The 22739-nt window shown below is 73.4% G+C and carries 23 protein-coding genes; 10 read left to right on the top strand and 13 right to left on the bottom strand.

Annotated elements, in window-relative coordinates; translation table 11 throughout:
* Window positions 1-7: 7 nt before the first annotated feature.
* Window positions 8-412: a biosynthetic peptidoglycan transglycosylase gene (locus RM445_RS20960; protein WP_311558510.1), complete on the bottom strand. Its 405-nt coding sequence runs from the start codon at window positions 410-412 to the stop codon at window positions 8-10.
* A gap of 115 nt (window positions 413-527) precedes the next feature.
* Between RM445_RS20960 and RM445_RS20965 the strand changes: the two genes are divergently transcribed.
* Together RM445_RS20965 and RM445_RS20970 are read left to right on the top strand one after the other, a co-directional pair.
* Complete coding sequence (locus RM445_RS20965; protein ID WP_311558511.1) at window positions 528-1697, top strand: LCP family protein; 1170 nt, start codon at window positions 528-530, stop codon at window positions 1695-1697.
* A gap of 130 nt (window positions 1698-1827) precedes the next feature.
* The gene (locus RM445_RS20970) at window positions 1828-3105 is read left to right on the top strand and encodes a D-arabinono-1,4-lactone oxidase (protein WP_311558512.1); all 1278 of its coding nucleotides are present in this window, start codon (window positions 1828-1830) and stop codon (window positions 3103-3105) included.
* Here the strand turns inward: RM445_RS20970 and RM445_RS20975 are convergent.
* Together RM445_RS20975 and RM445_RS20980 are read right to left on the bottom strand one after the other, a co-directional pair.
* The gene (locus tag RM445_RS20975; protein ID WP_311558513.1) at window positions 3074-3850 is read right to left on the bottom strand and encodes a SigB/SigF/SigG family RNA polymerase sigma factor; all 777 of its coding nucleotides are present in this window, start codon (window positions 3848-3850) and stop codon (window positions 3074-3076) included. The genes RM445_RS20970 and RM445_RS20975 overlap by 32 nt on opposite strands.
* A 29-nt stretch (window positions 3851-3879) precedes the next feature.
* The gene (locus RM445_RS20980) at window positions 3880-4248 is read right to left on the bottom strand and encodes an STAS domain-containing protein (protein ID WP_311558514.1); all 369 of its coding nucleotides are present in this window, start codon (window positions 4246-4248) and stop codon (window positions 3880-3882) included.
* Between the two features lie 418 nt (window positions 4249-4666).
* Here RM445_RS20980 and RM445_RS20985 point away from each other — a divergent pair, with 418 nt between their 5' ends.
* Window positions 4667-4894, top strand: coding sequence for an RNA-binding S4 domain-containing protein (locus tag RM445_RS20985; RefSeq protein ID WP_311558515.1), 228 nt, complete (start codon window positions 4667-4669; stop codon window positions 4892-4894).
* A gap of 12 nt (window positions 4895-4906) precedes the next feature.
* Here RM445_RS20985 and RM445_RS20990 read toward each other — a convergent pair whose 3' ends face one another.
* The gene (locus RM445_RS20990; protein WP_311558516.1) at window positions 4907-5539 is read right to left on the bottom strand and encodes an SGNH/GDSL hydrolase family protein; all 633 of its coding nucleotides are present in this window, start codon (window positions 5537-5539) and stop codon (window positions 4907-4909) included.
* Here RM445_RS20990 and RM445_RS20995 point away from each other — a divergent pair.
* Together RM445_RS20995 and RM445_RS21000 are read left to right on the top strand one after the other, a co-directional pair.
* Window positions 5538-7463 carry an ABC transporter ATP-binding protein gene (locus RM445_RS20995; protein ID WP_311558517.1) on the top strand — a complete coding sequence of 642 codons (1926 nt, stop codon included), beginning with the start codon at window positions 5538-5540 and terminating at the stop codon, window positions 7461-7463. The two genes, RM445_RS20990 and RM445_RS20995, sit on opposite strands and share 2 nt — an antisense overlap.
* 27 nt (window positions 7464-7490) lie before the next feature.
* Window positions 7491-8291, top strand: a complete 801-nt coding sequence (locus RM445_RS21000; protein ID WP_311558518.1) for an alpha/beta hydrolase — start codon at window positions 7491-7493, stop codon at window positions 8289-8291.
* Here RM445_RS21000 and RM445_RS21005 read toward each other — a convergent pair.
* The 8 genes from RM445_RS21005 to RM445_RS21040 all read right to left on the bottom strand — a co-directional run bounded on the left by RM445_RS21005 (window position 8281) and on the right by RM445_RS21040 (window position 16685).
* A complete protein-coding gene (locus RM445_RS21005; protein WP_311558519.1) occupies window positions 8281-8652 on the bottom strand; it encodes a DUF2784 domain-containing protein in 372 nt (123 codons plus the stop codon). The genes RM445_RS21000 and RM445_RS21005 overlap by 11 nt on opposite strands.
* A 31-nt stretch (window positions 8653-8683) precedes the next feature.
* Window positions 8684-9169 carry an NUDIX hydrolase gene (locus tag RM445_RS21010; RefSeq protein WP_311558520.1) on the bottom strand — a complete coding sequence of 162 codons (486 nt, stop codon included), beginning with the start codon at window positions 9167-9169 and terminating at the stop codon, window positions 8684-8686.
* Window positions 9170-9257: 88 nt separating this feature from the next.
* Window positions 9258-12143 carry a glycoside hydrolase family 2 TIM barrel-domain containing protein gene (locus tag RM445_RS21015; RefSeq protein ID WP_311558521.1) on the bottom strand — a complete coding sequence of 962 codons (2886 nt, stop codon included), beginning with the start codon at window positions 12141-12143 and terminating at the stop codon, window positions 9258-9260.
* Window positions 12140-13012 carry a dihydrodipicolinate synthase family protein gene (locus tag RM445_RS21020; protein ID WP_311558522.1) on the bottom strand — a complete coding sequence of 291 codons (873 nt, stop codon included), beginning with the start codon at window positions 13010-13012 and terminating at the stop codon, window positions 12140-12142. The genes RM445_RS21015 and RM445_RS21020 overlap by 4 nt, the downstream gene beginning before the upstream one ends.
* Window positions 13013-13099: 87 nt before the next feature.
* Entirely contained in the window at window positions 13100-14248 is a 1149-nt protein-coding gene (locus RM445_RS21025; protein ID WP_311558523.1) for a phosphotransferase, read from the bottom strand.
* Between the two features lie 3 nt (window positions 14249-14251).
* Complete coding sequence (locus tag RM445_RS21030) at window positions 14252-15202, bottom strand: ROK family protein (RefSeq protein ID WP_311558524.1); 951 nt, start codon at window positions 15200-15202, stop codon at window positions 14252-14254.
* A gap of 101 nt (window positions 15203-15303) precedes the next feature.
* The gene (locus tag RM445_RS21035; RefSeq protein WP_311558525.1) at window positions 15304-15546 is read right to left on the bottom strand and encodes a hypothetical protein; all 243 of its coding nucleotides are present in this window, start codon (window positions 15544-15546) and stop codon (window positions 15304-15306) included.
* 11 nt (window positions 15547-15557) lie between these two features.
* The gene (locus tag RM445_RS21040; protein ID WP_311558667.1) at window positions 15558-16685 is read right to left on the bottom strand and encodes an inorganic phosphate transporter; all 1128 of its coding nucleotides are present in this window, start codon (window positions 16683-16685) and stop codon (window positions 15558-15560) included.
* Window positions 16686-16824: 139 nt separating this feature from the next.
* Here RM445_RS21040 and RM445_RS21045 point away from each other — a divergent pair, with 139 nt between their 5' ends.
* From RM445_RS21045 to RM445_RS21055, 3 genes are read left to right on the top strand one after another with little or no spacing between them, the layout of a single operon-like run.
* A complete protein-coding gene (locus tag RM445_RS21045; RefSeq protein ID WP_311558526.1) occupies window positions 16825-18204 on the top strand; it encodes a UTP--glucose-1-phosphate uridylyltransferase in 1380 nt (459 codons plus the stop codon).
* A 13-nt stretch (window positions 18205-18217) separates the two neighbouring features.
* Entirely contained in the window at window positions 18218-19384 is a 1167-nt protein-coding gene (galK, locus tag RM445_RS21050; RefSeq protein WP_311558527.1) for a galactokinase, read from the top strand.
* Window positions 19385-19401: 17 nt separating this feature from the next.
* Window positions 19402-21543 carry an alpha-galactosidase gene (locus RM445_RS21055; RefSeq protein WP_311558528.1) on the top strand — a complete coding sequence of 714 codons (2142 nt, stop codon included), beginning with the start codon at window positions 19402-19404 and terminating at the stop codon, window positions 21541-21543.
* Window positions 21544-21555: 12 nt separating this feature from the next.
* Here RM445_RS21055 and RM445_RS21060 read toward each other — a convergent pair whose 3' ends face one another.
* Complete coding sequence (locus RM445_RS21060; protein ID WP_311558529.1) at window positions 21556-21756, bottom strand: hypothetical protein; 201 nt, start codon at window positions 21754-21756, stop codon at window positions 21556-21558.
* A gap of 122 nt (window positions 21757-21878) precedes the next feature.
* On the opposite strand from RM445_RS21060, the gene RM445_RS21065 reads away from it, so the two are divergent.
* Complete coding sequence (locus tag RM445_RS21065) at window positions 21879-22289, top strand: ArsR/SmtB family transcription factor (protein WP_311558530.1); 411 nt, start codon at window positions 21879-21881, stop codon at window positions 22287-22289.
* On the top strand, window positions 22267-22734 hold the full coding sequence (locus RM445_RS21070) for an SRPBCC domain-containing protein (RefSeq protein ID WP_311558531.1): 468 nt from the start codon (window positions 22267-22269) through the stop codon (window positions 22732-22734). Before RM445_RS21065 ends, RM445_RS21070 begins: the two co-directional genes overlap by 23 nt.
* Window positions 22735-22739: the final 5 nt, after the last annotated feature.

Below are 22739 nucleotides of genomic sequence, written 5' to 3' on the forward strand. Positions count from 1 at the left end.
ACGTTGATCAGGTAATTTTCACGTACTGCTGGGTGATCGTCGAGCCGCCCTGGGTGGCTCCGCCTAGAGCGTTGGTCGCCAGCGCCCGGACGGTCCCGACCGGGTCCACGCCGGCCTCGTCGTAGAACCGCCGGTCCTCGATCGCGACGGCCGCAGCCTGCATGGCGGGGGAGATGCCGCTGATCGGGACCGGGATCCGGTACTGCTCGTCCAGTTGCGCGATCGGGTGGCCGTCGCGGTCGAGAACGGTGGTGACGGCCGGCATGTCCGTCGACGGCAACGGGCCGCCCGCCGGTGCCGGTGTCCCGTTCGAGACCAGCGCGATCCCGGCGGCCACCGGGGTGAGCAGACCGGCCAGCACCAGGCCGCCGGCGAGCGTGACCGCGAGCAGGCGGGTGGAGCGCGTCGTCATGCCCCCGATCGTGCCGCGCGGATCTGTGTCGAAGCTGAGGACGACGCCCCCGGCGCGGGGAACCGGCGGCGGCTCGTGATCGTGGAAGGGTCGGGGCAGGGGGTGAGCAGGCGAGATGCGCGGGGTGCGGGTCGCCGTCGCGGTCGTCTCTGCGCTTGTGCTGATGGTCACCGGCTACGGCTGGACCGCCTACCGCGAGCTCGGTGCGCGGCTGGTGACCAGCGACGTGCTGACGCGGGACCGGCCGTCGGACGGCGTGACCGACATCCTGCTGGTCGGCCTGGACAGCCGCACCGACGCCGCCGGTAACCCGTTGCCGCGGGAGTTGTTCGACGCACTCGACGTCGGACCCGACCAGGGCACGCTCAACACCGACACCCTGATCCTCGTCCGGATCCCCGACGAGGCAGGCCTGCCGACGACAGCCGTCTCGATCCCGCGTGACTCGTACGTGGCCATCCCGGGCTTCGGCACCCATAAGATCAACTCGGCCTACGCGCGGGCCGCGGCCGCCGCGAGAGCGCGGCTCGCGGCGCAGGGCGTGACGGGCCCGGCGCTGGAGCAGCAGGCGGCCCAAGCGGCCCGGCGCATCCTGGTCACGACCGTCGAACAGCTCACGGGCGTGTCGGTCGACCACTACGCCGAGGTGAACCTCGCGGGGTTCGCCGACATCACCCAGGCGGTCGGGGGCGTGCCGGTGTGCCTCAACGCCCCTGTGCGCGACTCCTACTCGGGCGCGGACCTCGCGGCCGGACCGCAGACGCTGCAGGGCCCGGCGGCGCTGGCGTTCGTGCGGCAGCGACACGGCCTGCCGCGAGGAGATCTCGACCGGGTCGTGCGCCAGCAGGCGTTCCTGGCGAGCCTCGCGCACGAGGTCCTGTCGACGGGGACGCTGGCCGACCCGGCGCAGGTGTCCGGCCTGATCGCCGCGGTCAGTCGCTACGTGGTGGTGGACTCCGGCTGGGACCTGCTGGCGTTCGCGGCTCAGGCGCGCGGGCTCACCGCCGGCGCGATCAGCTTCCGCACGATCCCGACCGGCCGGCCGAACCTGCCCACCCCGGACGACGGGGTCGCCGTGCAGATCGATCCTCGTGCCGTGCGCGACTTCGTCGGCACGCTGTCCGAGGGCACGCCCGTCGGCGCGCCACGGGCGAGCGCGGAAGGATCGGCCCCGCCGCCGTCGGGCGACGGCGGTCGAGCCCCATCACCGCCGCCCCCCATGGCTGCTGCACCGGCGCCCGCGGCACAGCCGATCACCGCCGCCGGCGTTCGGTGCGTCAACTGAGCGGCTCACACAAAGGTAACCGGGTCGGCACACAGGCCGTGACCTGTGTACGAGCCCGGCATCCTTGGTGCGGGCGATGCGGTTCCTGTGTGCGAGTCTTTTTCGCGGCGTTCGATCGTGAGGGGAAGCCGTGCCGACAGAGACCAACTGGGCCGGGAACCTGACCTACCGCGCGGCCGCGGTGCACCACCCCGCGACCGTCGCGGAGGTCCACGACCTCGTCGCCCGGCTCCCGCGCGTGCGGGCGCTGGGCACCCGGCACTCGTTCAGCGCCGTCGCCGACCGTCCGGGAGGCGATCTCATCTCACTGGACGCGGTGCCGCCGGAGATCACCGTCGACCCCGCCGCGATGACGGTGTCGGTGACCGGCGGCACCCGCTACGGGGAGCTCGCCGTGGCGCTGCACAGCGAGGGCTTCGCGCTGCACAACACCGGCTCGCTGCCGCACATCTCGGTCGCAGGGGCCACCGCGACCGGCACGCACGGGTCCGGCGACGCGAACGGGATCCTGTCGACCGCCGTCGTCGCGCTCGAGGTCGTCCGGGCCGACGGCACATCGGAGACCGTCGGCCGCGGCGACCCCGCACTGGCGGCCATGGCCGTCGGCCTCGGCATGTTCGGAGTGATCACCCGGATGGTGCTGGAGATCCAGCCGACCTACCAGGTGCGGCAGGACGTCTACGTCGGCGCGCCGTGGGACGGCGTGCTGGAGGCGTTCGACGAGATCATGGCGGGCGCCTACAGCGTGAGCCTGATGGGCGACCTCGGCGCCCCGGTGCTCGCGCAGATCTGGCAGAAGACCCGGGTCGGTGACGAGCCGCCCGCACCGGCGCCGCGGTCGCTGCACGGAGGCCGGTGGTACGACGACGCCGACGTGCCCGCCGGGATCGGGCTGAACCCCCGCGCGGGCCTCGTCGGGCCGTGGTCGGAGCGCCTGCCGCACTTCCGGCTCGACGCGCCGCCGTCGGTGGGCGGCGACGAGCTGCAGACCGAGTACTTCGTCGCCCGCCGGCACGCCGTCGACGCCGTCCGGGCCCTGCGCGCGATGGGCGAGCGGATCTCCCCGCACCTGCACGCCGCGGAGATCCGCACCGTCGCGGCGGACGACCTGTGGCTCAGCCCGGCGTACCGGCGTGACAGCGTGAGCATCGGCTTCACCTGGCGGAAACACCCGGAGCAGGTGCACGCCCTGATCGGCGACATCGAGGCCGCGCTCGCCGGGTTCGCGCCCCGCCCGCACTGGGGCAAGCTGCACCGGCTGTCGAACACTGATCTCGTGGAGCGCTTCCCCCGGCTGCGGGACGCCCTCGACCTGGCGCGGAGCCGCGATCCGGCAGGGAAGTTCGCCCCCGATGTGCTGACCGGCCTCCGGGGAGTCAGTCGCGGGCGAGCTCGGCCCGCAGCCTGAGCAACGTCCGCGACAGCACTCGCGACACGTGCATCTGCGAGATCCCCACCCGCTGCCCGATCTCGCTCTGCGTCAGGCCCTCGAAGAAGCGCAGGGCGAGGATCGTGCGGTCGCGTTCCGACAACCTCGCCAGCAGCGGGAGGAGGGCCGCGCGCTGCTCGATCAGGTCGAACCGTGGCTCGATCCACCCGAGGCCCCCGCCGAACCGCATGCGGTCGCCGGGCCGGCCCCCCTCGTCCTCGGCAGGCTCGTCGAGCGAGGAGCAGTGTGCGGCGCCCTGCGCGGCAAGGCCCTGGAGGACGAGCTCGACGTCGACCTGCAGCTCCGCCGCGATCTCGCTGGGCCGCGGCGCCCGCCCCAGCCGCTGGCCGAGCTCGGCGGCGGCGTCGTAGATCGCGGCTTGCAGATCCCGCAGCCGGCGTGGCACGCGGATTGCCGTCGACCGGTCGCGGAGATAGCGCAGGATCTCCCCGGTGATCGTCGGCACCGCGTAGGACAGGAAGTCGACGCCCCGGTCCGCCTCGAACCGGTCGACGGCCAGGATCAGCCCCACGCTTGCGACCTGCTCCAGGTCGTCGGCCGGTACGCCGCGGTAGCCGAACCGGTGGGCGATGTGCCGCGCCACCGGCCGGTAGCCGGAGATCAGCTCGTCGCGCAGCCGGGCCCGGTGCGGATGATCGTCGGCCAGCGCGTCGCGCTCGACGAACAGCGGCGCGAGGTGCTCGTAACCGTGGGGGCGGGCCACGCGCTCGGCGGATGACGCCGTGGCCGCCGTCACCAGTCGCCCGACCCGTGGGTACGCGCCCACGACGCGGCCTGGCGGGCCGTGCGGAGAAGCGGGAGCTGGGCCTCCAGCCGGCCCAACCGGACCATCTGCCGCAGGCAGTACGGAGGAGCGACCACGGCCAGCGCACCGCCCTGCGACCGGAGCTGTGCGGCCACCTCGACCAGCAGACGGAGCCCACGGAGGTCGACGAAGCACTCCGACCCCAGGTACACCAGGAGGGTGCCGACGCCGCCGGTCGTCGTGAGGAGTGACGACAACTCACGCCGCGCGGTCGCCACGGTGGCTGTGTCGAGGTCCGTCCGCGCCCACACCCAACCGACTCCGCCGGGGGACGACTGCCCGGCCAGATCGAACACTCTGCGCGGGGCAGTGGATCGGGTGCCGTTGCTCTCCGACGGAGAGGCCCGTCGTCGGCACCCCGGAGCCATCGGACCGCGGGCCGTCGCAGAGGACATGTGTTCCAGAGGCATCGCCGTCGCGGCTTTCATCGAAGACCGCCAGAAAATTGAAGACGATCTATTCGTTTCTATGAAAATACTTCGTTGTGAATGAACGCTATGGCGAGGGAACGGACTCGTCAACCGAACCCGGAGGAGCAGCACGATGAGTGACGGGCAGCGCGTCGAGTTCGCGGTCGATGGACGGCGCCGGCCCGCTGCTGGTGTCGGCGAGCCAGCACTTCCTCGATCTCGACGGCGGCCTGCCGACCGGCTGCGGCGCTGACGATGGAAGGGGTCGAGCGTCCGATCACGATCAGCGGGGCATGATGACGTCGTGGCCCGCCCTCCGATCGACGACGTCCCGCTGGCCGCCGAGCCCATCCGGCTCGGGCAGTTCCTCAAGCTCGCCGGCCTGGCGGAGGACGGCGGACACGCCAGGGAGCTGATCGAGGCGGCCGAGGTGCAGGTCAACGGCCGGGTGGAGACGCGAAGGGGAGCGCAGTTGCGCGCCGGGGACGTCGTCGCCGTGCAGGGGCGGCGGGCCCGACCGGTCGTCCGCTAGCCCCGTTTCCGGCTACCGCACCGCCGCCGCGACCGCCTGGCCCAGCACCCGGTGCGCGTCCGGTTCGAGGTGGATCCCGTCCGTCGCGCTCGCGCGGATGTGCGCGCCCGCATCGAGGAAATCCACACCGAGTTCCTCCGCCGTCGCCCGCAGCATCGGGCCCAGCCGGCGCGACTTCTCCGTTCCCCCGGCGATCATCTCCCCGATCTCGCCCACTTCGGTGACAGGTGCCGGGGCGATCACGAGGATCCGCGGCACCGGCCGTCCTGTGGCCTCGCAGAACGCGCGGCCGCTGCGCACGAGCGTGCCGACGGCCGTGGCGATGTCGGCCGGGCCGAAGGCGAAGCGTGCCTTGAGGTCGTTCGTCCCCAGCATGATCGCGAGGACGTCGACGGGGGAGTGGGTCCCGAGCACCATCGGCAGCGCGGCGAGCCCGGACAGGTGGCCGCCCTCGATGGGGTCGGCGTGCACGGTCGTCCGACCCGGAAGGCCCTCCTCGCACACCCGCCACGACGGCCCGAGGGCCGCCCCCAGGACGCCGGGCCACCGCACGTCCGGGCCGTAGCGCGGCCGGGGCTCGCCCGTCCAGGGCGGCGACCCGTGTGTGTTGGAGTCGCCGAAGCACACGATCACCCGTTCGTCCATGCCGTTCTCTTACCACGGCGGCAATTCGGTGGAACCGATCACGGGCCGCGCGGACCATGAACCTCGGCATCACGAGGGGGTCTCCGCCATCGCCGTCACACTGACCGCACCACCGACCACACCGCCGTCGACCGATCCCGATGCCGCGATCCTGCGGCGCCGCGCCGCGCTCCGGCTCGCGTTGCGCCTCTACGCCCACGAGATGCGCCGGCGTCCGCTGCTCACCCTGTGGGCGTTGCTGCTGCCCGCGCTGGGCAACATCTGCCTGAACTACCTGCCGCCGCTCGCCGTCGCGGCCGTCGTCGCCCGGCTCATCGCGGGCGAGAACATGAGCGCCGGCCTGGTCGCCCCCTACGTCGTCGCGTTCGCCGCAGCCATGCTCGCCGGGCAGGTGTGCTGGCGCGCCGGCATCCACTGCCTCAACCGGGCCGACGCGTACGGCATGGAGCAGCTCTACATCGACGGCATGGACGAGCTGCTGGCCAAGGACGCCGCGTTCTTCCACGAGAACTTCGCCGGCTCGTTGACCAAGCGCGTGCTGACCTTCGCGTCGCAGTACGAGGACTTCGTCGACACGCTGGCCTTCCGGATCGTGGCGAACCTGCTGCCGCTGGCGTTCGCGTCGGTGGTGCTGTGGCAGTTCAACCCGCTCCTCGTGCTCGTCATGCTCGGCATGATCATGGTGAGCGCGCTCGCGGTGGCGCCGCTGATCCACCGGCGGCAGGCGATGGTCGACGCACGCGAGGCGTCGTGGACCCGGCTGTCCGGGCACGTCGCGGACACGTTGAGCAACATGGACGCTGTCCGTGCCTACGCCTCCGAGCGCCGCGAGGCGGCCGAGCACGAGCGGCGGGTGCGGGAGCACCGGCGGCTGACGCTGATCTCGTGGGACTACAACAACCTGCGCATCGACACGATCGTCGGCCCGCTGTCGATCGTGACCAACGTCGTCGGTCTCCTGCTCGCGCTGGCGGTCGCCAACCGGGGCGGTGGCCCGGGGGCGGCAGCGGTCATCGTGACGTTCGCCTACCTGGCGCAGGCCACGTCCGTGCTGTTCGACTTCAACCAGATCTGGCGCCAGCTGGAGCGTTCGGTCACCGAGGCCGCGCAGTTCGCCGAGCTACTCCTCGATGCGCCGACCGTGCTCGACCCGGACGCCCCGGACGCCCGCCCGACGGGCTCCGCGGACGTCGTGCTGGAGCGGGTCCGCTTCACCCACGCCGGCCAGGCCGCGCCGCTGTTCGACGGACTGGACCTGCACATCGCCGACGGCGAGCGGGTCGGACTGGTGGGGCGTTCGGGCGGCGGTAAGACGTCGATCATCCGCCTGCTCCTGCGCCTGATGGACGTCGACGGGGGCCGGATCCTGGTCGGCGGCCGGGACATCACCCGCCTCACCCAGGCGGATCTGCGCAGCCTGATCGCGTACGTCCCGCAGGATCCCGTGATGTTCCACCGGACCCTGGGGGAGAACATCGCGTTCGGCCGGCCGGACGCCACGGACGCCCAGATCCGGGCGGCCGCCGAGGCGGCGCACGTGCTGGAGTTCGCGGACGCCCTGCCGCAGGGCTTCGACACGCTCGTCGGCGAACGCGGCGTGAAGCTCTCGGGCGGCCAGCGGCAGCGGGTGGCGATCGCGCGGGCCGTGCTGCGCGACGCACCGGTGCTGCTGCTGGACGAGGCGACGAGCGCGCTGGACTCGGAGAGCGAGGCGCACATCCAGGACGCGCTGTGGCGGATGATGGAGGGCCGCACCGCGATCGTCGTCGCGCACCGGCTCAGCACCGTGGCCGGCATGGACCGGCTGGTGGTGCTGGACCGGGGCCGGGTGTCCGAGGAGGGCTCGCACGTCGAGCTGCTGGCCCGCGGCGGCGGCTACGCACAGCTGTGGCAGCGGCAGTCGGGCGGGTTCCTCGGGGCCTGACCGTCGCGCACGGGTGAGACTGTCCGGGTGGCCGTCCGTGCCGTCGCGATCCTGGGGCTCGTCGCCGTCGTGCTGCTGGCGCTGGTCTGGGCGTTCCAGCGCCGGCTGATCTACCTACCGGGCGGCCCGCCGACCGTGGGCGCGGCCCAGGTGCTGGCGGGCGCGTCGGAGGTCGAGCTGCACACGGACGACGGGCTCACGCTCGTGGCCTGGCACGCCCCGGCGACGGGTGCCACCCGGAACGCCACTGTCCTCGTGCTTCCCGGCAACGCTGGGTCGCGCGCCGACCGCGTCCCGCTCGCCCGTGCCCTGGTTGCTCGCGGGTTCGACGTCGTCCTGCTCGACTACCGGGGGTACGGCGGCAACCCGGGCCTGCCCACGGAGGAGGGCCTGGCCGCCGACGCCCGGGCCGCTCACCGGTATCTGGTCGACGAGCGCGGCGGCGATCCGGCGCGGGTTCTGCTGTTCGGGGAGAGCCTGGGCGCCGCCGTCGCGGTCCGGCTCGCGCGGGACCGACCGGTCGGCGGACTGGTGCTGCGCAGCCCCTTCACCGCCCTCGCCGACGTCGGCGCGGTGCACTACCCGTTCCTGCCGGTCCGGCTGCTGCTGCGCGACCGCTTCCCGGTACGGGAACAGGTCGCCGGCGTCGGCGTACCGGTCGTCGTGGTCGCAGGCGGCGCCGACGAGGTCGTGCCCCGGGAGCAGAGCCTCGCCGTCGCCGACGCCGCGGGTGCGACAGTGGTCGAGGTGGCGGGCGCGCGGCACAACGACCCTGGGCTGAGCCACGGACCCGCCGTCGTCGACGCCGTGGTGCGGGTCAGCGGTTGACGCCGTGCGGACGGGTGCCGTGGCGAACGGCGAGGCCCAGCCAGGACGCCGCGACGAGTCCGGCGACGAGCAACTGCGCCGCGAGGACGTGCTCCTGCGGGTAGATCACCCCGGTCAGGTAGGTGTCGACGAAGCCGGCAGGCAGGCCCTGCTCCCCGCTCAGCCGGCGTAGCCGGTTCTCCCACCCGGTCAGCGGACAGGCCAGGCCGACGAACACGCTCAGGGCCCCCCACACCACGGCGGCGGCGTGCGCGACGAGCACCCGCGGCCACCGCCAGGCGAGGAACCCGCCGACCGCGAGGAACACGAGGAAGCCGAAGTGGGCGAGCATCACCGCATCGGCGAGGAGGCGGTAGAGCACCAGCCCAGGATGACGCCTGACGTCTGCAGCGTCACCCGGTGAGCGCGCGCAGCCTGTCCGCGAGATTCGGGATGTGCCAGGCGAACTCGTCGGTCTCGACGAACTCCACCGGCCGCCACACCAGGGCCGCCGCGTCGTCGCCCGCCGTCGGCTCGCCCTTCCAATGACGGGCGTGGAACACGACGCTGAGCGAGGCCTCGTTCTCGCGGTAGCGGATCGTGTGCACCTCCAGCAGGTCCAGCTCGGGGCAGTCCAGGCCGGTCTCCTCGCGCATCTCCCGGCGCGCGGCCTCGTACGGCGTCTCGTCGAACTCGACGAAGCCGCCGGGCAGCACGTACTTGCCCTTGCGCGGCTCGATGCCGCGCCGGGCCAGCAGGACCTGCCCGTCGCGCAGAACCGCGACGCAGGCGCTCGCGTGCGGTTCGTTCCAGTACTCGTGACCGTTGGCGCACACGTACTCGGTGGCGTCGCGCTGCTCGAGCGGCGCGGCGCACTCGGTGCAGTACCGGAACTTCACGGGCCATCCTTCCTCGCAGGGTTCGCGGCTGCGTCGCAGGGACGATCGTGCCTGCGACGACGCCACGTTCTCTGCGAAGTGCCCCTCCTTACGGCGCCTCGAACACCATTCCGAACGCACGCGCGCCCGGCCACAGGCTGTGTTCCGGGGCCACCTCGACACCGCAAGCCGCCGAGCCGAGCCCGTGCACGGCGTCGTCGACGAACAGGTGGGTGCGGGTCGGCGGCGGCAGTTCGTGGGGGTGCCGGGCCCGGTCGAGCTCGTGCGGGGTGTGCGCGGCCAAGGTGAACCCCGGACGGCGACCGGCCGGCCCGGAAACGGTTCGCAGCCGCAGCCGGACGCCCGTGTCGTCGCCGATCTCGACCGTCCGCAGCCCGGCCCGGTGCCCGGTCTCCTGCGGGCGGGAGTAGCGGACGTTCAGCTCGTCCAGATCGGCGGCGAACCGGCCGACGAGCGCCGCGCGCGTCGAGTCGGGGTACGACTCGCGCGGACCGGTGCCGAACCAGGTGGCGTGACGCAGCTGCGGAGGCAGATCGAACCGGACGCCGACCCGCGGCCAGGTGCAGTCCCAGTCGGGCGACGGCACGATCTCGGCCTGCAGCGCGACCTCGTCGGCGACGGTCCAGCGGTAGGTGACGTCGACGGTCCGCGCGCTGTTCGCCGCCCCGACGCGGACGCGGACCACGGGCCCGTGCGGGTCGACGGAGACGACGCGGTGCACGAGGCGGTCCAGGCCGCGTTCGCGCCAGCGGCTCTCCGAGGAGCGGCGGTCCGCGCTGTCGTTGGCGATCCCGCGGTCGTTGTCGGTGGGCGCCCGCCACAGCTCCAGCCGCGGACCGTCGACGTCGAGGCCGAACAGTCGGCGCAACCGGCCGGTGTGCTCGTCGAACTCCGCGTCGCCCGCCGTGTCCGCCCGGCGCACCTGCTGCGGCGGGCGTGACGGTCGGGCGGGCTGTGCGACGGCGAACTGGGCGTGCGACACCACGTGCCCGCGCGCCGCCCACGGCGCGTCGGCGGCCAGCTCGGCGCGGACCGTCACCCAGGTCTCGGCGTCCGGCGCGGGCTTCCAGGCCGGGAGCGCGACGGTGGCCGATTCACCCGCCGGGACCGACGGGACCGCGAGCTCGGTCTCCTCACGCATGACGCCGTCGTCCTCGACCACCGCGACGAACCGCAGATGCGCCGTGTCGACGGAGTGATAGCGGTTGGTGATCTCGAGCGATCCGGGCCGTGCGACGACGACGACCGGCGCGCTCACCGCCGCGAACTCCGCCAGGCCCGGCGTCGGGGTGTCGTCCGGCAGCACCATGCCGTCCATCACGAAGTTGCCGTCGTGCACGACCTCGCCGAAGTCGCCGCCGTAGGCGTAGTACGGGGTGCCGTCGGCGGTGCGCGTGAGGATCCCGTGGTCGCGCCACTCCCAGATGAACCCGCCGTGGTGGCGCGGACTCGCGTCGGCCTGCGCGTCGTAGGTGTCGAGCGCGCCCGGGCCGTTGCCCATGGCGTGGGCGTACTCGCACATGACGAACGGCCGCGCGCGCACCCGCTGCGTCTCCACCGCGGACAGACCGGGGACCTCTCCGGAGTCGGCGCAGATCGCCGCGACCTCGGCGGGCGAGGGGTACATGCGGGAGTAGACGTCGGTGTAGGCCGCGGTGTGGTCGCCCTCGTAGTGCACGGGCCGCTCCGGGTCGCGGCGGTGCACCCAGTGCGCGGTGGCGGCGAGGTTGCGACCCGTGCCGGCCTCGTTGCCCAGCGACCACATCACCACGCAGGCATGGTTCTTGTCGCGCTCGACCGTGCGCGCGATGCGGTCGAGGTACACGTCCTCCCACGCCGGGTCGTCGCTCGGGTTGCCCCGCCAGCCGACGAACTCGAACCCGTGGGTCTCGAGGTCGTTCTCCAGCACGACCCAGAAGCCCAGCTCGTCGCACAGCTCCAGCACGCGGTGGTGCGGCGGGTAGTGGCTGGTGCGGACGGCGTTGACGTTGTGTCGCTTCATCCGCAGCAGGTCCGCGCGGGCCTGCTCGGCGAACACCCGGCCGCGTTCGGGGTGGGTCTCGTGGCGGTTCATGCCGCGGAAGGTCACCGGGCGCCCGTTCACCAGGAACCGTTCGCCCTCGATCGCCACGGTGCGGAAGCCCAGGCGCAGCGACACGGTCTCGCCCGGGCTGCTCACGGTGGCGTCGTAGAGACGTGGGGTCTCCGCCGTCCACGGTTCGACGGGGCCGACGTCGACGGTCGTCACGTCGGACGCCGCGTCGAACCGTCGCTCGACGCCCAGCTCCGGGATCGAGACCGTGACGGGGAAGGTGCCGGTGATCTCGGGATCGACGCTGCCGCGGCCGTCGGAGTACCCGGTGCGCAGCCACACGTCGTCCAGGCCGTCGCGCGGGCGGCTGAGCAGGGTGACGCTGCGGAAGATCCCCGGCAGCCACCACTGGTCCTGGTCCTCGACGTAGCTCATCGACGACCACTGGTGCACGCGCACCGTCAGCTCGTTGGGGCCGGGCACCAGCAGGTCGGTGACGTCGAACTCCTGGACGAGCCGGCTGCCCTTGCCGACGCCGACCTCGGTCCCGTTGAGCGCCACCCGGTACACCGACTCGACGCCGTCGAGACGGAGCAGCACCGTCGCCGTGTCCCAGTCCGGGCGGTCGAAGGTCCGCCGGTAATCGCCGACCGGGTTCTCGTCGGGGACGTGCGGAGGGTCGATCGGGAAGGGGAACTGCACGTTGGTGTACTGCGGACGGCCGTAGGGGGCAGCGCCGTCCCGGAGGCCGTGCAGCACCCAGTGCGCCGGCACGGGCAGCGTCCCCCACTCGCCGTCCGGTTCCCCGGCAGCCGACCACCGGAAGTCCCACTCGCCGTCGAGCGACAGCTCCGGCGCGTCCGTGCGCAGCCGGGAGCGGGGCGGGGTGCGGCGGCCGGAGCCCGGCGCGAGGTCGGTCAGGTAGGTCGCGACGTGGCTCAACACAGCTCCTTGACGGCCACGCTGATCCTGTCGAGCTGTTCGGGCGTCGGCGGGTCGAGCGCGACGCGGGGCGGCCCGGCCGGCAGGCCGCGCACGGCCAGTGCCGTCTTGATCAGGGCGACGTTCCCGCCCGCGGCGGCGACCGCCTGCTGCACGCCGGCCTGGGCAGCCGTCGCGGCGGCGTCGTCCCCGCGGCGCAGCGCGTCGCGCAGGGCGACGAAGGGCCGCGGGAAGGCACTGGAGACCCCCGAGACGGCGCCGGCGCAGCCCGCCCGGGCGACGTTCCCGAACTCGACGTCGTTGCCGGAGTAGACCGCGAACCCGGCGGGCGCGGCCCGCAGGTACTCCAGCACCCTCTCGGTCGGTTCCCCACTGATCTTGACGCCGACGACCGACGGGATCGTCGCGAGCTCGGCGAGCTGCTCGGGAGTGACCGCGGTCGTCGTGCGGGAGGCGTAGAGGTAGACGAACAGGCGCGCGTCGTCGCCGGCCTCCGCGGCGATCCGCCGGTAGTACTCCTCGAGCGATCGCGGCCCGGCCGGGAGGTAGTACGGGGTGATCGCGGCGAGGTTCCGCGCCCCGAGCATCACCGCGCGTGCCGTGAGCCGTTCGGCCTGGTGGGCGGACGCCGCGCCGACGTGCGCGTACACCTGGTCAGGGCCGAAGACCGCGAGCGCCGCGGAGAGGACCACGTCGCGCTCGGCGTCGTCCAGGGTCGGGAACTCGCCGGTCGTCCCGGAGACGAAGACGCCGTCGACGTCTGCTGCCCGGAGCGACTCGTAGAGCGGCTCGAGGCGCGGTCCGTCGAGAGCGCCGTCACTGCGGAACGGCACGGGCACGGCGGGCAGAAGGTTCGGGTTGATCGGCACGACGGCTCCTTCCTGGCCTCGGGGCCATCATGCCGACTCAGGCCGGTGAACGTGCCGACTCGCGCCGGGGAACGTGCCGACTCGCGGTCATCGGGTGGCGGTGGTGGCGACGAGATCGAGGATGAACCGCGCCGCGGCGGCCCGCTGGCGGGCGATCTCGATCGCCGCGGGGGTCGGCGGGCCGTCCAGGAGTTCGAACGGCAGCGACGGCAGTGCGCTGAACAGCAGCATCTGCAGCGCGTGCCCTCGTTCGACCACCGTGGCCTCGACGTCGCAGCCCTCCGCCCGCAGGCCGGCGAGGTAGGCGGCGAGGCACGCGCCCTCCTCGCCGGGCAGCGCCGCAGCGGGCCGCTCGCCCAGCTGGACCTCGCCGAGGAGCAGCTGACCGAGGTCGAAACCGTAGGGCTGGGGGCCCCAGAACCCGAAGTCGATCAGCACCAGCTCCGGGCGGTCCGCAGCGACGAGCAGGTTCCGGGTGCAGGCGTCGCCGTGCGCGGCGCCGTGCGGCAGGGCCTCCATCTCGGCGACGAGCGCCGGGAGCGCGTCGGCGGCCGCGACGAGGTCACGGCGCAGGGCGTCGTCGAACGCGGCGGCCACCACCGGGTGCCGCCAGACGCCGTCGTCGTGCAGGGCGGGCACGACGTGCAGGTCGAGGCGGCCCTCCGCGTAGCTGCGGAGCGTGCGGTGCCGTCCGGGGTCGGCGACCGTCGCCAGCGGGCGCACCTGCGGGCTCGCGGCCAGCCTTCCGAGCAGGTGTGCGGCGCGGGAGAGGGCGGTGCGGTCCCAGCGCGCGGCGACGACCGGGACGTGGTCGAGCCAGAGCGCGGTGGACTCGGGGTCGAGGTCGACGACGGCGTACGCCCGCGGCATCGTCAGGCCGGGTGGCAACCGGTCGGCCAGATCGCTGCGGTACACCCGTGGCTCGGCCTCGAACGGGAAGGCCGCCAGCGCGAACTCCCGCAGCGCCTCGGGGACGAACGCGAACGCCGGCGTGCGGCTCCACGACTGCACGACCTTGACGAAGAACGCGAAGCAGGCGTCGCCGTCGCGGTGCCGTGCCCGGCCGGTGACCCGGTACCGGCCGGCCGTCGTCAGCGCCTCGATGTCGTAGGCGACCACCTCGGCCCGCGACGACAGCAGCTCCACCTCGTCGGCGACCCCCAGGGCTGCGGCGGCCAGTGCGGCGAGCCGGGCGTCGTCGACGTCCGCCGGGCCGAGCACCGACCGGTCGTGCACCGCTCAGCCCGGCACGGTCGTCTGCGCGGTGTCCTGCGCGGTGTCCTGCGCGTTCTCGGCGAGCAGCGCGTTCTCGGCGAGCACCAGGGCGCCTGCGGGCCCGGCCAGCCCGCCGAGGCCCGCCGGCACCACGAAGTCGTCCGCCGCGTGCTCGGGTAGGACGCCGTAGCCGGCCAGCGTCTCGATCAGCGTGGCCCGCACCAGCGGGAACAGCCCCGGCAGCTCCGCCACGCTCCCGCCGATCACGATGCGCTCGGGGGCGATCGTGTAGACGATCGTCCGCAGCCCCGCCGCGAGATAGCCGGCCTCCCAGAGCGTCGCCTGCCGGAGGTCGTCGCCGTCGAGCTGCTCTCCGGGGCGGCCGAACCGCTCCGCGATCGCGCCCCCTGCGGCCATGCCCTCCAGGCAGTCGCCGTGGTACGGGCAGCGGCCCGGGTAGGTGTCGCCGTCCTGGCGGGGCACGGAGATGTGGCCCATCTCGGTGTGCCCGAGGCCCGAGGCGGGCCGTCCCCCGACGACGGCCGCCGCGCCGATGCCCGTGCCGACGGTCATGTAGACGAACGTGGACAGCCCCCGCGCCGCGCCCCAGCGGCCCTCGCCGAGCGCGGCGCCCGCGACGTCGGTGTCGAAGCCGATCGGGACGCCGAACGCCCGCCGGATCGGGCCGACGAGGTCGGCGTCGCGCCAGCCGGGCTTGGGGGTGGAGGTGATGTGGCCGTAGTGCGCGTGGCCCCGCCGCAGCTCGACGGGGCCGAACGACGCGATCCCCACGGCCGCCGGAGCCTCCGCGGCTGCGAAGAACGCGACGACCTCGGCCAGCGTCGCCTCCGGGTCGGCCCCGGTCGGGATGCGGGTGCGGGCGACGATGTCGTCGGGGGAGGAGCCGAGCAGGCAGACGAACTTGGTGCCACCGGCTTCCACGGCGCCGAAGCGCGCAGGTGCGACCTCGGTCATGGCGCGCACCGTACCGGAGGTCCACCCGCGCCCGGGATGCAGCGAAAGCGGCGTTCGGTGCGTTGAGTGCACCGAAAGCCGCTTTCGCTACGTCACGCCGGTCAGGCGATGATGATCCAGAGGCCATACCCGACGATGGCTGCCGCCGCGAGCAGGCACACGCCCGCGATCGCGGTCCCGGCACCCGGGCTGACGGTCGGCGCGCCGTCGTTCGGCCCACCGGCCGGGACGTGGGCTCTGGCCGACAGCCCGACCAGGGCGAAGGCGACGAGGGCGACGATCGCGACGCCGACGGCGAGCGAGATGACGCAGACGATGAACAGGGATCCCCAGGCGATGCCCACGGTCACTCCTCTCAGGCGGCGGCCGACGCCGGCACGGGCGCCGGGACGTCGTTGACGTTGTCGGCGTTGATGGGACGACGGCGCGACGCGGCGTAGATGCCGGCCGCGGCCGCGATGAGGACCACGGCGACGATGATCGTGCCGGTCACCCCGGTGCCGGAGACCCACGCCGCCACCGCGCCGACGATCGCCGCCGCGGGCAAGGTGAACAGCCACGCGAGAGCCATCTGCCCGGCCACACCCCACTGCACCGACGCCAGCCGCCGTCCGGCGCCGGCGCCGAAGATCGCGCCGGTGGCCACCTGGGTGGTCGACAGCGCGAAGCCGAGGTGCGATGAGGCCAGGATGACCGTGGCCGCGCTGGTCTCGGCCGCGAAGCCCTGCGGGGTCTGGATGTCGCTGACCCGCTTGCCCAGCGTCTGGATGATCCGCCAGCCGCCCATGTAGGTGCCCAGCGCGATCGCCAGACCGGCAGAGAGGATGACCCAGAACGGCGGGCCGGAGTTCGGGGTGAGCGCGCCGGCGGTGATCAGGGTCAGGGTGATGATGCCCATCGTCTTCTGCGCGTCGTTGGTGCCGTGGGCGAGCGCGACCATCGAGGCCGACACGATCTGCCCGACCTTGAAGCCCTTCTTCGTCGTGCCGTCGTGGGCCCGCACGGTGATCCGGTACGCGAGGTAGGTCGCGATCAGCGCGACCAGTCCGGCGAGCAGCGGTGAGATCAACGCGGGAATGATCACCTTGGTGAGCACGGCGCCGAAGTTGACGGCACCGGTGCCCGCGGCGACGAGCGTCGCCCCGATCAGGCCGCCGAACAGGGCGTGGCTCGAGCTGGACGGCAGGCCGAGCAGCCAGGTGAGCAGGTTCCACAGGATCGCGCCGACGAGCCCGGCGAAGATGACCACGGGGCTGATCCGTGCGTCGTCGACCAGCCCGCTGGAGATCGTCTTCGCGACCTCGACGGACAGGAAGGCACCGACCAGGTTCAGCGCGCCGGCCAGCAGGACGGCCACCTTGGGGCGCAGCGCGCCCGTCGCGATCGAGGTCGCCATGGCGTTGGCGGTGTCGTGGAACCCGTTCGTGAAGTCGAACGCCAGCGCGGTCACCACGACCACGACGACGATCAGGGACAGCTCCATGGTGGGGAAGCCTTTCCTCAGGTTGCGGCGCGACGCTACGCAGCCGGGGCGAACACGAACTGAATCGCGGAAGAACTCCCGCTTCACCCGCTCGCGGTCGGTGCGAGTGGGCACCGACCGGCTGTGGTAGAGCTTCGCCATGGATTCCGTCGCTGCTGCCCTCGAGAAGATGCGGGCCGCCGGCGCCCACCCCGCCGAGCTGGCCGCCATGACCCGGCGCCTCGAACAGCTCGACGATCCTGACGCAGGTCGGCTGTCCGGCGACGTCCTCGAGCCGCTGCCGGACCTGCCGGAGCTCGACGCGCTGCCGGAGCCGTCCGCGGAGCGGGCGCGGGAGGTGCTCGACCGGCTCGTCGTGCTCAAGCTCAACGGCGGGCTCGGCACGAGCATGGGCCTGTCCGGCCCGAAGTCGCTGCTCGAGGTCAAGCCCGGCAAGAGCTTCCTCGACGTGATCGCGACCCAGGTCCTCGGGCTGCGCGAGCGGTACGGGGCCCGGCTGCCGCTGGTGCTGATGAACTCGTCGTCGACCCAGGGTCCGTCGCTGGAGGTGCTGCAGCGCTACGACGGCCTGCGCGACCAGGACGTGCCGCTCGACTTCCTGCAGGGTCGCGAGCCCAAGCTGCGCGCCGACGACCTGGCGCCGGTGGAGTGGCCGGCGAACCCGGACCTCGAGTGGTGCCCGCCCGGGCACGGCGACCTCTACACCGCGCTGGCGGCCACGGGCACCCTGGACCGCCTGCTCGACGCCGGCCTGCGCTGGTGCTTCGTGTCGAACTCGGACAACCTCGGCGCGCTCGCCGACGTGCGGATCGCGGCGTGGGTGGCCGACGAGGGCGTGCCGTTCGCGATGGAGGCCGTGCGCGGGACGGCGGCCGACCGCAAGGGGGGGCACCTCGCGCTGCGACGAGGATCTGGGGCAGACGGCCTGGTGGTCCTGCGCGAGACGGCGCAGGTGCCCGAGGGCGACACGTCGTTCGGCGAGGTCGACCGGTGGCGCTACTACAACACGAACAACCTGTGGGTCGACCTCCAGGCGCTCAAGGAGCTCCAGGCCGCCGACCCCGCGGCACCGGAGCTGCCGCTGATCGTCAACCGCAAGACCGTCGACCCCCGCGACAAGTCGAGCACCAAGGTGATCCAGCTGGAGACGGCCATGGGTGCGGCCGTCGGGTCGATCCCGGGCGCCCGGGCCGTGCAGGTGCCGCGCTCGCGGTTCGCGCCGGTCAAGACGACCAACGACCTGCTGGTGGTGTGGTCCGACGCCTACGAGCTGACGCCGGACGGGCGGATGACGCCGACGTACGAGGACGGCGGACCGGTCGTCACGCTGGACGACGACCACTACAAGCTGGTGCCCGACTTCGAGCAGCGGTTCGCCGCGGGCGCGCCGTCGCTGCGCCGCTGCACCCGGCTCGAGGTCGAGGGCGACGTGACGTTCGGTGCCGGGGTCGTCGTCGAGGGCGACGTGCACGTGAAGGGACCCCGCCGGGTGCCGGACGGGGAGATACTGCGCGGATGAGTGGACTGGGCCGATGACCGGGCCTGCCGAACGTGTCGAGACCGAGTTCGCGGAGACCTTCGGCGGGAAGCCGGAAGGCCGATGGTGGGCGCCCGGCCGCGTCAACCTGATCGGCGAGCACACCGACTACAACGACGGGTTCGTGCTGCCCCTCGCGCTGGAGCAGGGGGTGGCCGCCGCCGCCCGGCCGGTCGACCGGCCGGTGCTGCGGGTGCGGTCGGTCCAGCAGGAGGGGACCGTCGAGCTGGCGCTCGCGGAGATCGCTCCGGACACGGTGTCGGGCTGGTCGGCCTACGTCGCCGGGGTCGCCTGGGCGCTGCGGGAGGCGGGCCACGACGTGCCCGGCCTGGAGGTCGTCGTGGACGGCGACATCCCGGCAGGCGCCGGCCTGTCGTCGTCGGCGGCGCTGGAGTGCGCGGTCGCCGTCGCGTGGAACGACCTCGCCGGCCTCGACCTGTCGCGCGACGATCTCGCCGCCGCCGCGCAGCGGGCCGAGAACGACGTGGTGGGTGCACCGACCGGGGGCATGGACCAGATGGCGTCGTTGCACGGGCGCTCCGGGCATGCGGTGTTCCTCGACATGCGGTCGCTGCGCGCCGAGCAGGTGCCCTTCGACCCGCCCGCAGCCGGCCTGACCCTGCTGGTGATCGACACCCGTGCGCCGCACGCGCACGTCGACGGCGAGTACGCCGAACGGCGGCGCTCGTGCACGCAGGCTGCGGAGATCCTCGGGGTGCCGGCGCTGCGCGACGTCTCCCTCGACGGCCTCGACGACGCGCTGGCCCGGCTCGGGGACGGTGCCGAGGGTGACCTGCTCCGCATGCGGGTGCGGCACGTCGTCACGGAGAACGCCCGGGTGCTGGACGTCGTCGGCGCCCTGCGGTCCGGGGACGACCCGCGGGTGATCGGCCCCGCACTCACGGCGTCGCACGCGTCGATGCGCGACGACTTCGAGATCACCGTGCCGGAGGTCGACACCGCGGTGGCGGCGGCCCTCGAGGCCGGCGCCCACGGCGCGCGGATGACAGGCGGCGGGTTCGGCGGATGCGTGCTCGCGCTGGTCGAGGCGGACGCTGTCGAGGCGGTGCTGCGGGCGGTGGAGGCCGCCTACGAGAAGGCCGGGTTCCGCGCCCCGTCGACGTTCGTGGCGACGGCGAGCGACGGCGCCCGCAAACTGTGAGTGTTCTGGGAGGCCCGGTGTCTGCTCGCGACCTGCTTCACCTGCGTGCGGCGGGGGTGAGCCTGGTTCTCGACGTGCGCGACGGGCTCCTGCCCGCGGTGCTGCACTGGGGGCACGACCTCGGTGACGTCTCCTCGGCGGACCTCGCCGCGTTCGCGGTCGCCGCGGTGCCGGGCACGGTGCAGAACGATCTCGACGACCCCGCCCGCGCCGTCGCCCTGCTGCCCGAGCACGCCGCGGGCTGGAACGGGCGGCCGGGGCTCACCGGGTCGCGGTCGGGGCAGGGCTGGTCGCCCCGGTTCACCCTGACCGGATTCGACGTCACCGCCGACGGCGCCGACAACCGCGTGATCGCCACCGGAGCCGACGACGTCGCAGGCCTCACCGTCCGGATCGAGATCGAGTTGCTGCCGTCCGGTCTCGTGCGGCAGCGCGCGACGGTCACCTCCACAGCCGAGGACGCCTACGGGCTGGAAGGCCTGCGCCTGACGCTGCCGGTTCCGCCGGTCGCGACGGAGCTGTTCGACCTCGCGGGCCGCTGGGGCCGCGAGCGCTCGCCGCAGCGGCTGCCCTTCGTCGTCGGCGTGCACTCCCGGGAGAACCGGCGCGGGCGCACCGGCCCGGACGCCCCGCTCGTCCTCGCGGCGGGCACGGCCGGGTTCGACACACGTGGTGGCGAGATCTGGGCCGTGCACGTGGCGTGGAGCGGGAACCACATCTCCTACGCAGAGCGGCTCTCCGGCGGCGCGACGGTGCTGGGCGGAGGCGAGCTGCTGCTGCCCGGCGAGGTCGTGCTCGGCAGCGGCGAGAGCTACACGACGCCGTGGGTGTACGGCGCCCACGGAACCGGCCTCGACGCGATCGCGGCCCGCTTCCACACCCACCTGCGGTCCCGCCCGCAGCACCCGCGCGGCCCGCGCCCGGTCGTGATGAACACGTGGGAGGCGGTGTACTTCGACCACGACCTCGCGCGCCTGACCGAGCTCGCCCGGCTGGGAGCGGAGGCCGGGGTGGAGCGCTACGTCCTCGACGACGGCTGGTTCCGCCACCGCCGCGACGACACTGCGGGGCTGGGCGACTGGTACGTCGACGAGGGCGTGTGGCCCGACGGCCTGCACCCGCTCGTCGAGGCGGTCCGCGGGCTCGGGATGGAGTTCGGCCTGTGGGTCGAGCCCGAGATGGTCAACCTCGACTCCGACCTGGCGCGGGCGCACCCGGACTGGGTCCTGGGGACGGACGGCCGGACGCCGCTGCCGTCGCGCCACCAGCAGGTGCTGGACCTGGCCAACCCCGACGCGTACGCGTACATCCTCGAGCGGCTCGACGCGCTGCTCGGCGAGTACCCGATCAGCTACCTCAAGTGGGACCACAACCGCGACCTCCTCGAGGCCGGCGGGCGGACGGGCACGCCCGGTGTGCACGCGCAGACCCTCGCGGTCTACCGGCTGCTCGACGAGCTGCGCGCCCGCCATCCCGGGGTGGAGATCGAGTCGTGCTCGTCGGGCGGGCTCCGGGTGGACCTGGGGGTGCTGGAGCACACCGACCGGGTGTGGGGCAGCGACGTCATCGACCCCCTGGAGCGCCAGCAGATCCAGCGGTGGACCGCGCAGCTGATCCCGCCCGAGCTCGTCGGCAGCCACGTCGGCGCGCCGCACTCGCACACCACCGGCCGCACGCACGACCTGTCGTTCCGGGCCGGCACGGCGCTGTTCGACTCGTTCGGCATCGAGTGGGACCTGACCAACGCGACCGACGTCGAACGGACGGAGCTGGCGTCCTGGGTGGCGTTCTACAAGGAGGTCCGCGAGCTGCTGCACACGGGCACGGTCGTGCGCGCGCCGCAGCACGACCCCTCCTTCGCCGTGCACGGCGTCGTCGCGCCGGACGGGTCGGACGCGCTGTTCGCCCTGGTCCAGCTGGTCACGCCGGAGACCTCGGTGCCCGGTGTCGTGCGGCTACCCGGACTGGACCCGGCGCGTCGCTACCGCGTCGGGCTGCAGCCGCCGGGCGACCGGCCCGCGATGCGTGGCCTGCGCGCGCCGGAATGGCTCGCCGAGGGCGTCACCCTGCCGGGCTCGGTGCTCGAGCACGCGGGCCTGCGCGCTCCGGCCCTGTTCCCGGAGCAGCTGCTCCTCATCCGGGTCCGGGCCGCCGACTGAACGGTCGGAGGATCAGGGCGACGGCTGCGGCAGCGACGGGCAGTCGACCTGCGGATTCAGGCCCAGGTAGTTGAGCGGGCCGGCCACCACCGTCAGGAGCACGGTGCTGATCTGCGCGCAGTTCGCGGGCTCGCTGGAGAAGTAGTTGCGCTGGTAGGCGGCGAGGGCGCCGATCACGAGCCAGAGAACGAGGACCACCGAGCCGATTCTCATGCTGTCCCTCCGGGGTCCGGTTCGTCCGATCACCCGGACGAGTGGCGGGAACCGTAGCGCAGGACGTTCCTCCCCGCATGCGTAACTTGCCCGTTAATGAAGGCTGTAGTTAAATGCGATCCGTGCTCGTCCTTGCGGTCCTCGCCGATCCGGTGCGCCGGGAGATCGTCGAGCTGCTCGCGGCAGGCGAGGCGGGGGCGGGGGAGATCGCCGAACGCTTCCCGGTCACCCGGCCCGCCATCAGCCGGCACCTGCGCGTGCTGCGGGAAGCCGGGCTCGTCACCAGCGAGGTCCGCGCGCAGCGGCGCGTCTACCGGCTCGACCGAGGGCCGCTGGCCGAACTCGACGCCTGGCTCGAGCGGTTCCGGCCGTTGCCGGAGCGGCGCGCCCCCGAGCGTGCCGTCCCCGACCGGACGGGCCCGGCCGTACCACCAGGGCTCGCCAATCGCCTGGACGCGCTCGACACCGAGATCCGGCGCGGCCGGCGCCGTCGCCCGAACGGAGAGACCCATGACGACAGATCCGCAGGTTGAGCAGGACGGCCGGACGGTCGCGCTCCGGCGCGAGTGGCCCGATCCGATCCACGACGTGTGGTCGGCGCTCACGGAGTCGGAGCGCACGGCGCGCTGGATCGGCACGTGGGCGCCGGCTACGGACACCACCGTCGAGTTCACGATGACCGGTGAGGTCGACGCCGGCGGCGAGGTCGCCCCACCCGTGACCGTGACGATCGTGGAGTGCGACCCGCCGCGCCGGCTCGTCCTCGACATCCCCGAGGGCGACGGGCCGCCCTGGCGCGTCGCCGTGACGCTGACCGAGGAGGACGGCCGCACCGTCCTGCTCTTCGAGCAGCGCGTCGTCGGTGGCCTGTCGCCTGCGGACGTCGAAGCCGGCTGGAGCTGGTACCTCGACCGGCTCGGCGCCGCCCTGCACGACACCGCGATGCCGCAGTGGGCGGACTACGCCCCCGCCGGCTGAGTCCA

This window comes from Pseudonocardia charpentierae (assembly GCF_031845345.1).
Taxonomy (GTDB): Bacteria; Actinomycetota; Actinomycetes; order Mycobacteriales; family Pseudonocardiaceae; genus Pseudonocardia; species Pseudonocardia charpentierae.

Coding starts and splice junctions, on each gene's coding strand:
- RM445_RS20960 (WP_311558510.1), bottom strand. CDS start 412: ATGACGACGCGCTCCACCCGCCTGCTCGCGGTCACGCTCGCCGGCGGC.
- RM445_RS20965 (WP_311558511.1), top strand. CDS start 528: ATGCGCGGGGTGCGGGTCGCCGTCGCGGTCGTCTCTGCGCTTGTGCTG.
- RM445_RS20995 (WP_311558517.1), top strand. CDS start 5,538: ATGCCGTTCTCTTACCACGGCGGCAATTCGGTGGAACCGATCACGGGC.
- RM445_RS20990 (WP_311558516.1), bottom strand. CDS start 5,539: ATGGACGAACGGGTGATCGTGTGCTTCGGCGACTCCAACACACACGGG.
- RM445_RS21030 (WP_311558524.1), bottom strand. CDS start 15,202: ATGACCGAGGTCGCACCTGCGCGCTTCGGCGCCGTGGAAGCCGGTGGC.
- RM445_RS21040 (WP_311558667.1), bottom strand. CDS start 16,685: ATGGAGCTGTCCCTGATCGTCGTCGTGGTCGTGGTGACCGCGCTGGCG.
- RM445_RS21045 (WP_311558526.1), top strand. CDS start 16,825: ATGGATTCCGTCGCTGCTGCCCTCGAGAAGATGCGGGCCGCCGGCGCC.
- galK (WP_311558527.1), top strand. CDS start 18,218: ATGACCGGGCCTGCCGAACGTGTCGAGACCGAGTTCGCGGAGACCTTC.
- RM445_RS21060 (WP_311558529.1), bottom strand. CDS start 21,756: ATGAGAATCGGCTCGGTGGTCCTCGTTCTCTGGCTCGTGATCGGCGCC.
- RM445_RS21070 (WP_311558531.1), top strand. CDS start 22,267: ATGACGACAGATCCGCAGGTTGAGCAGGACGGCCGGACGGTCGCGCTC.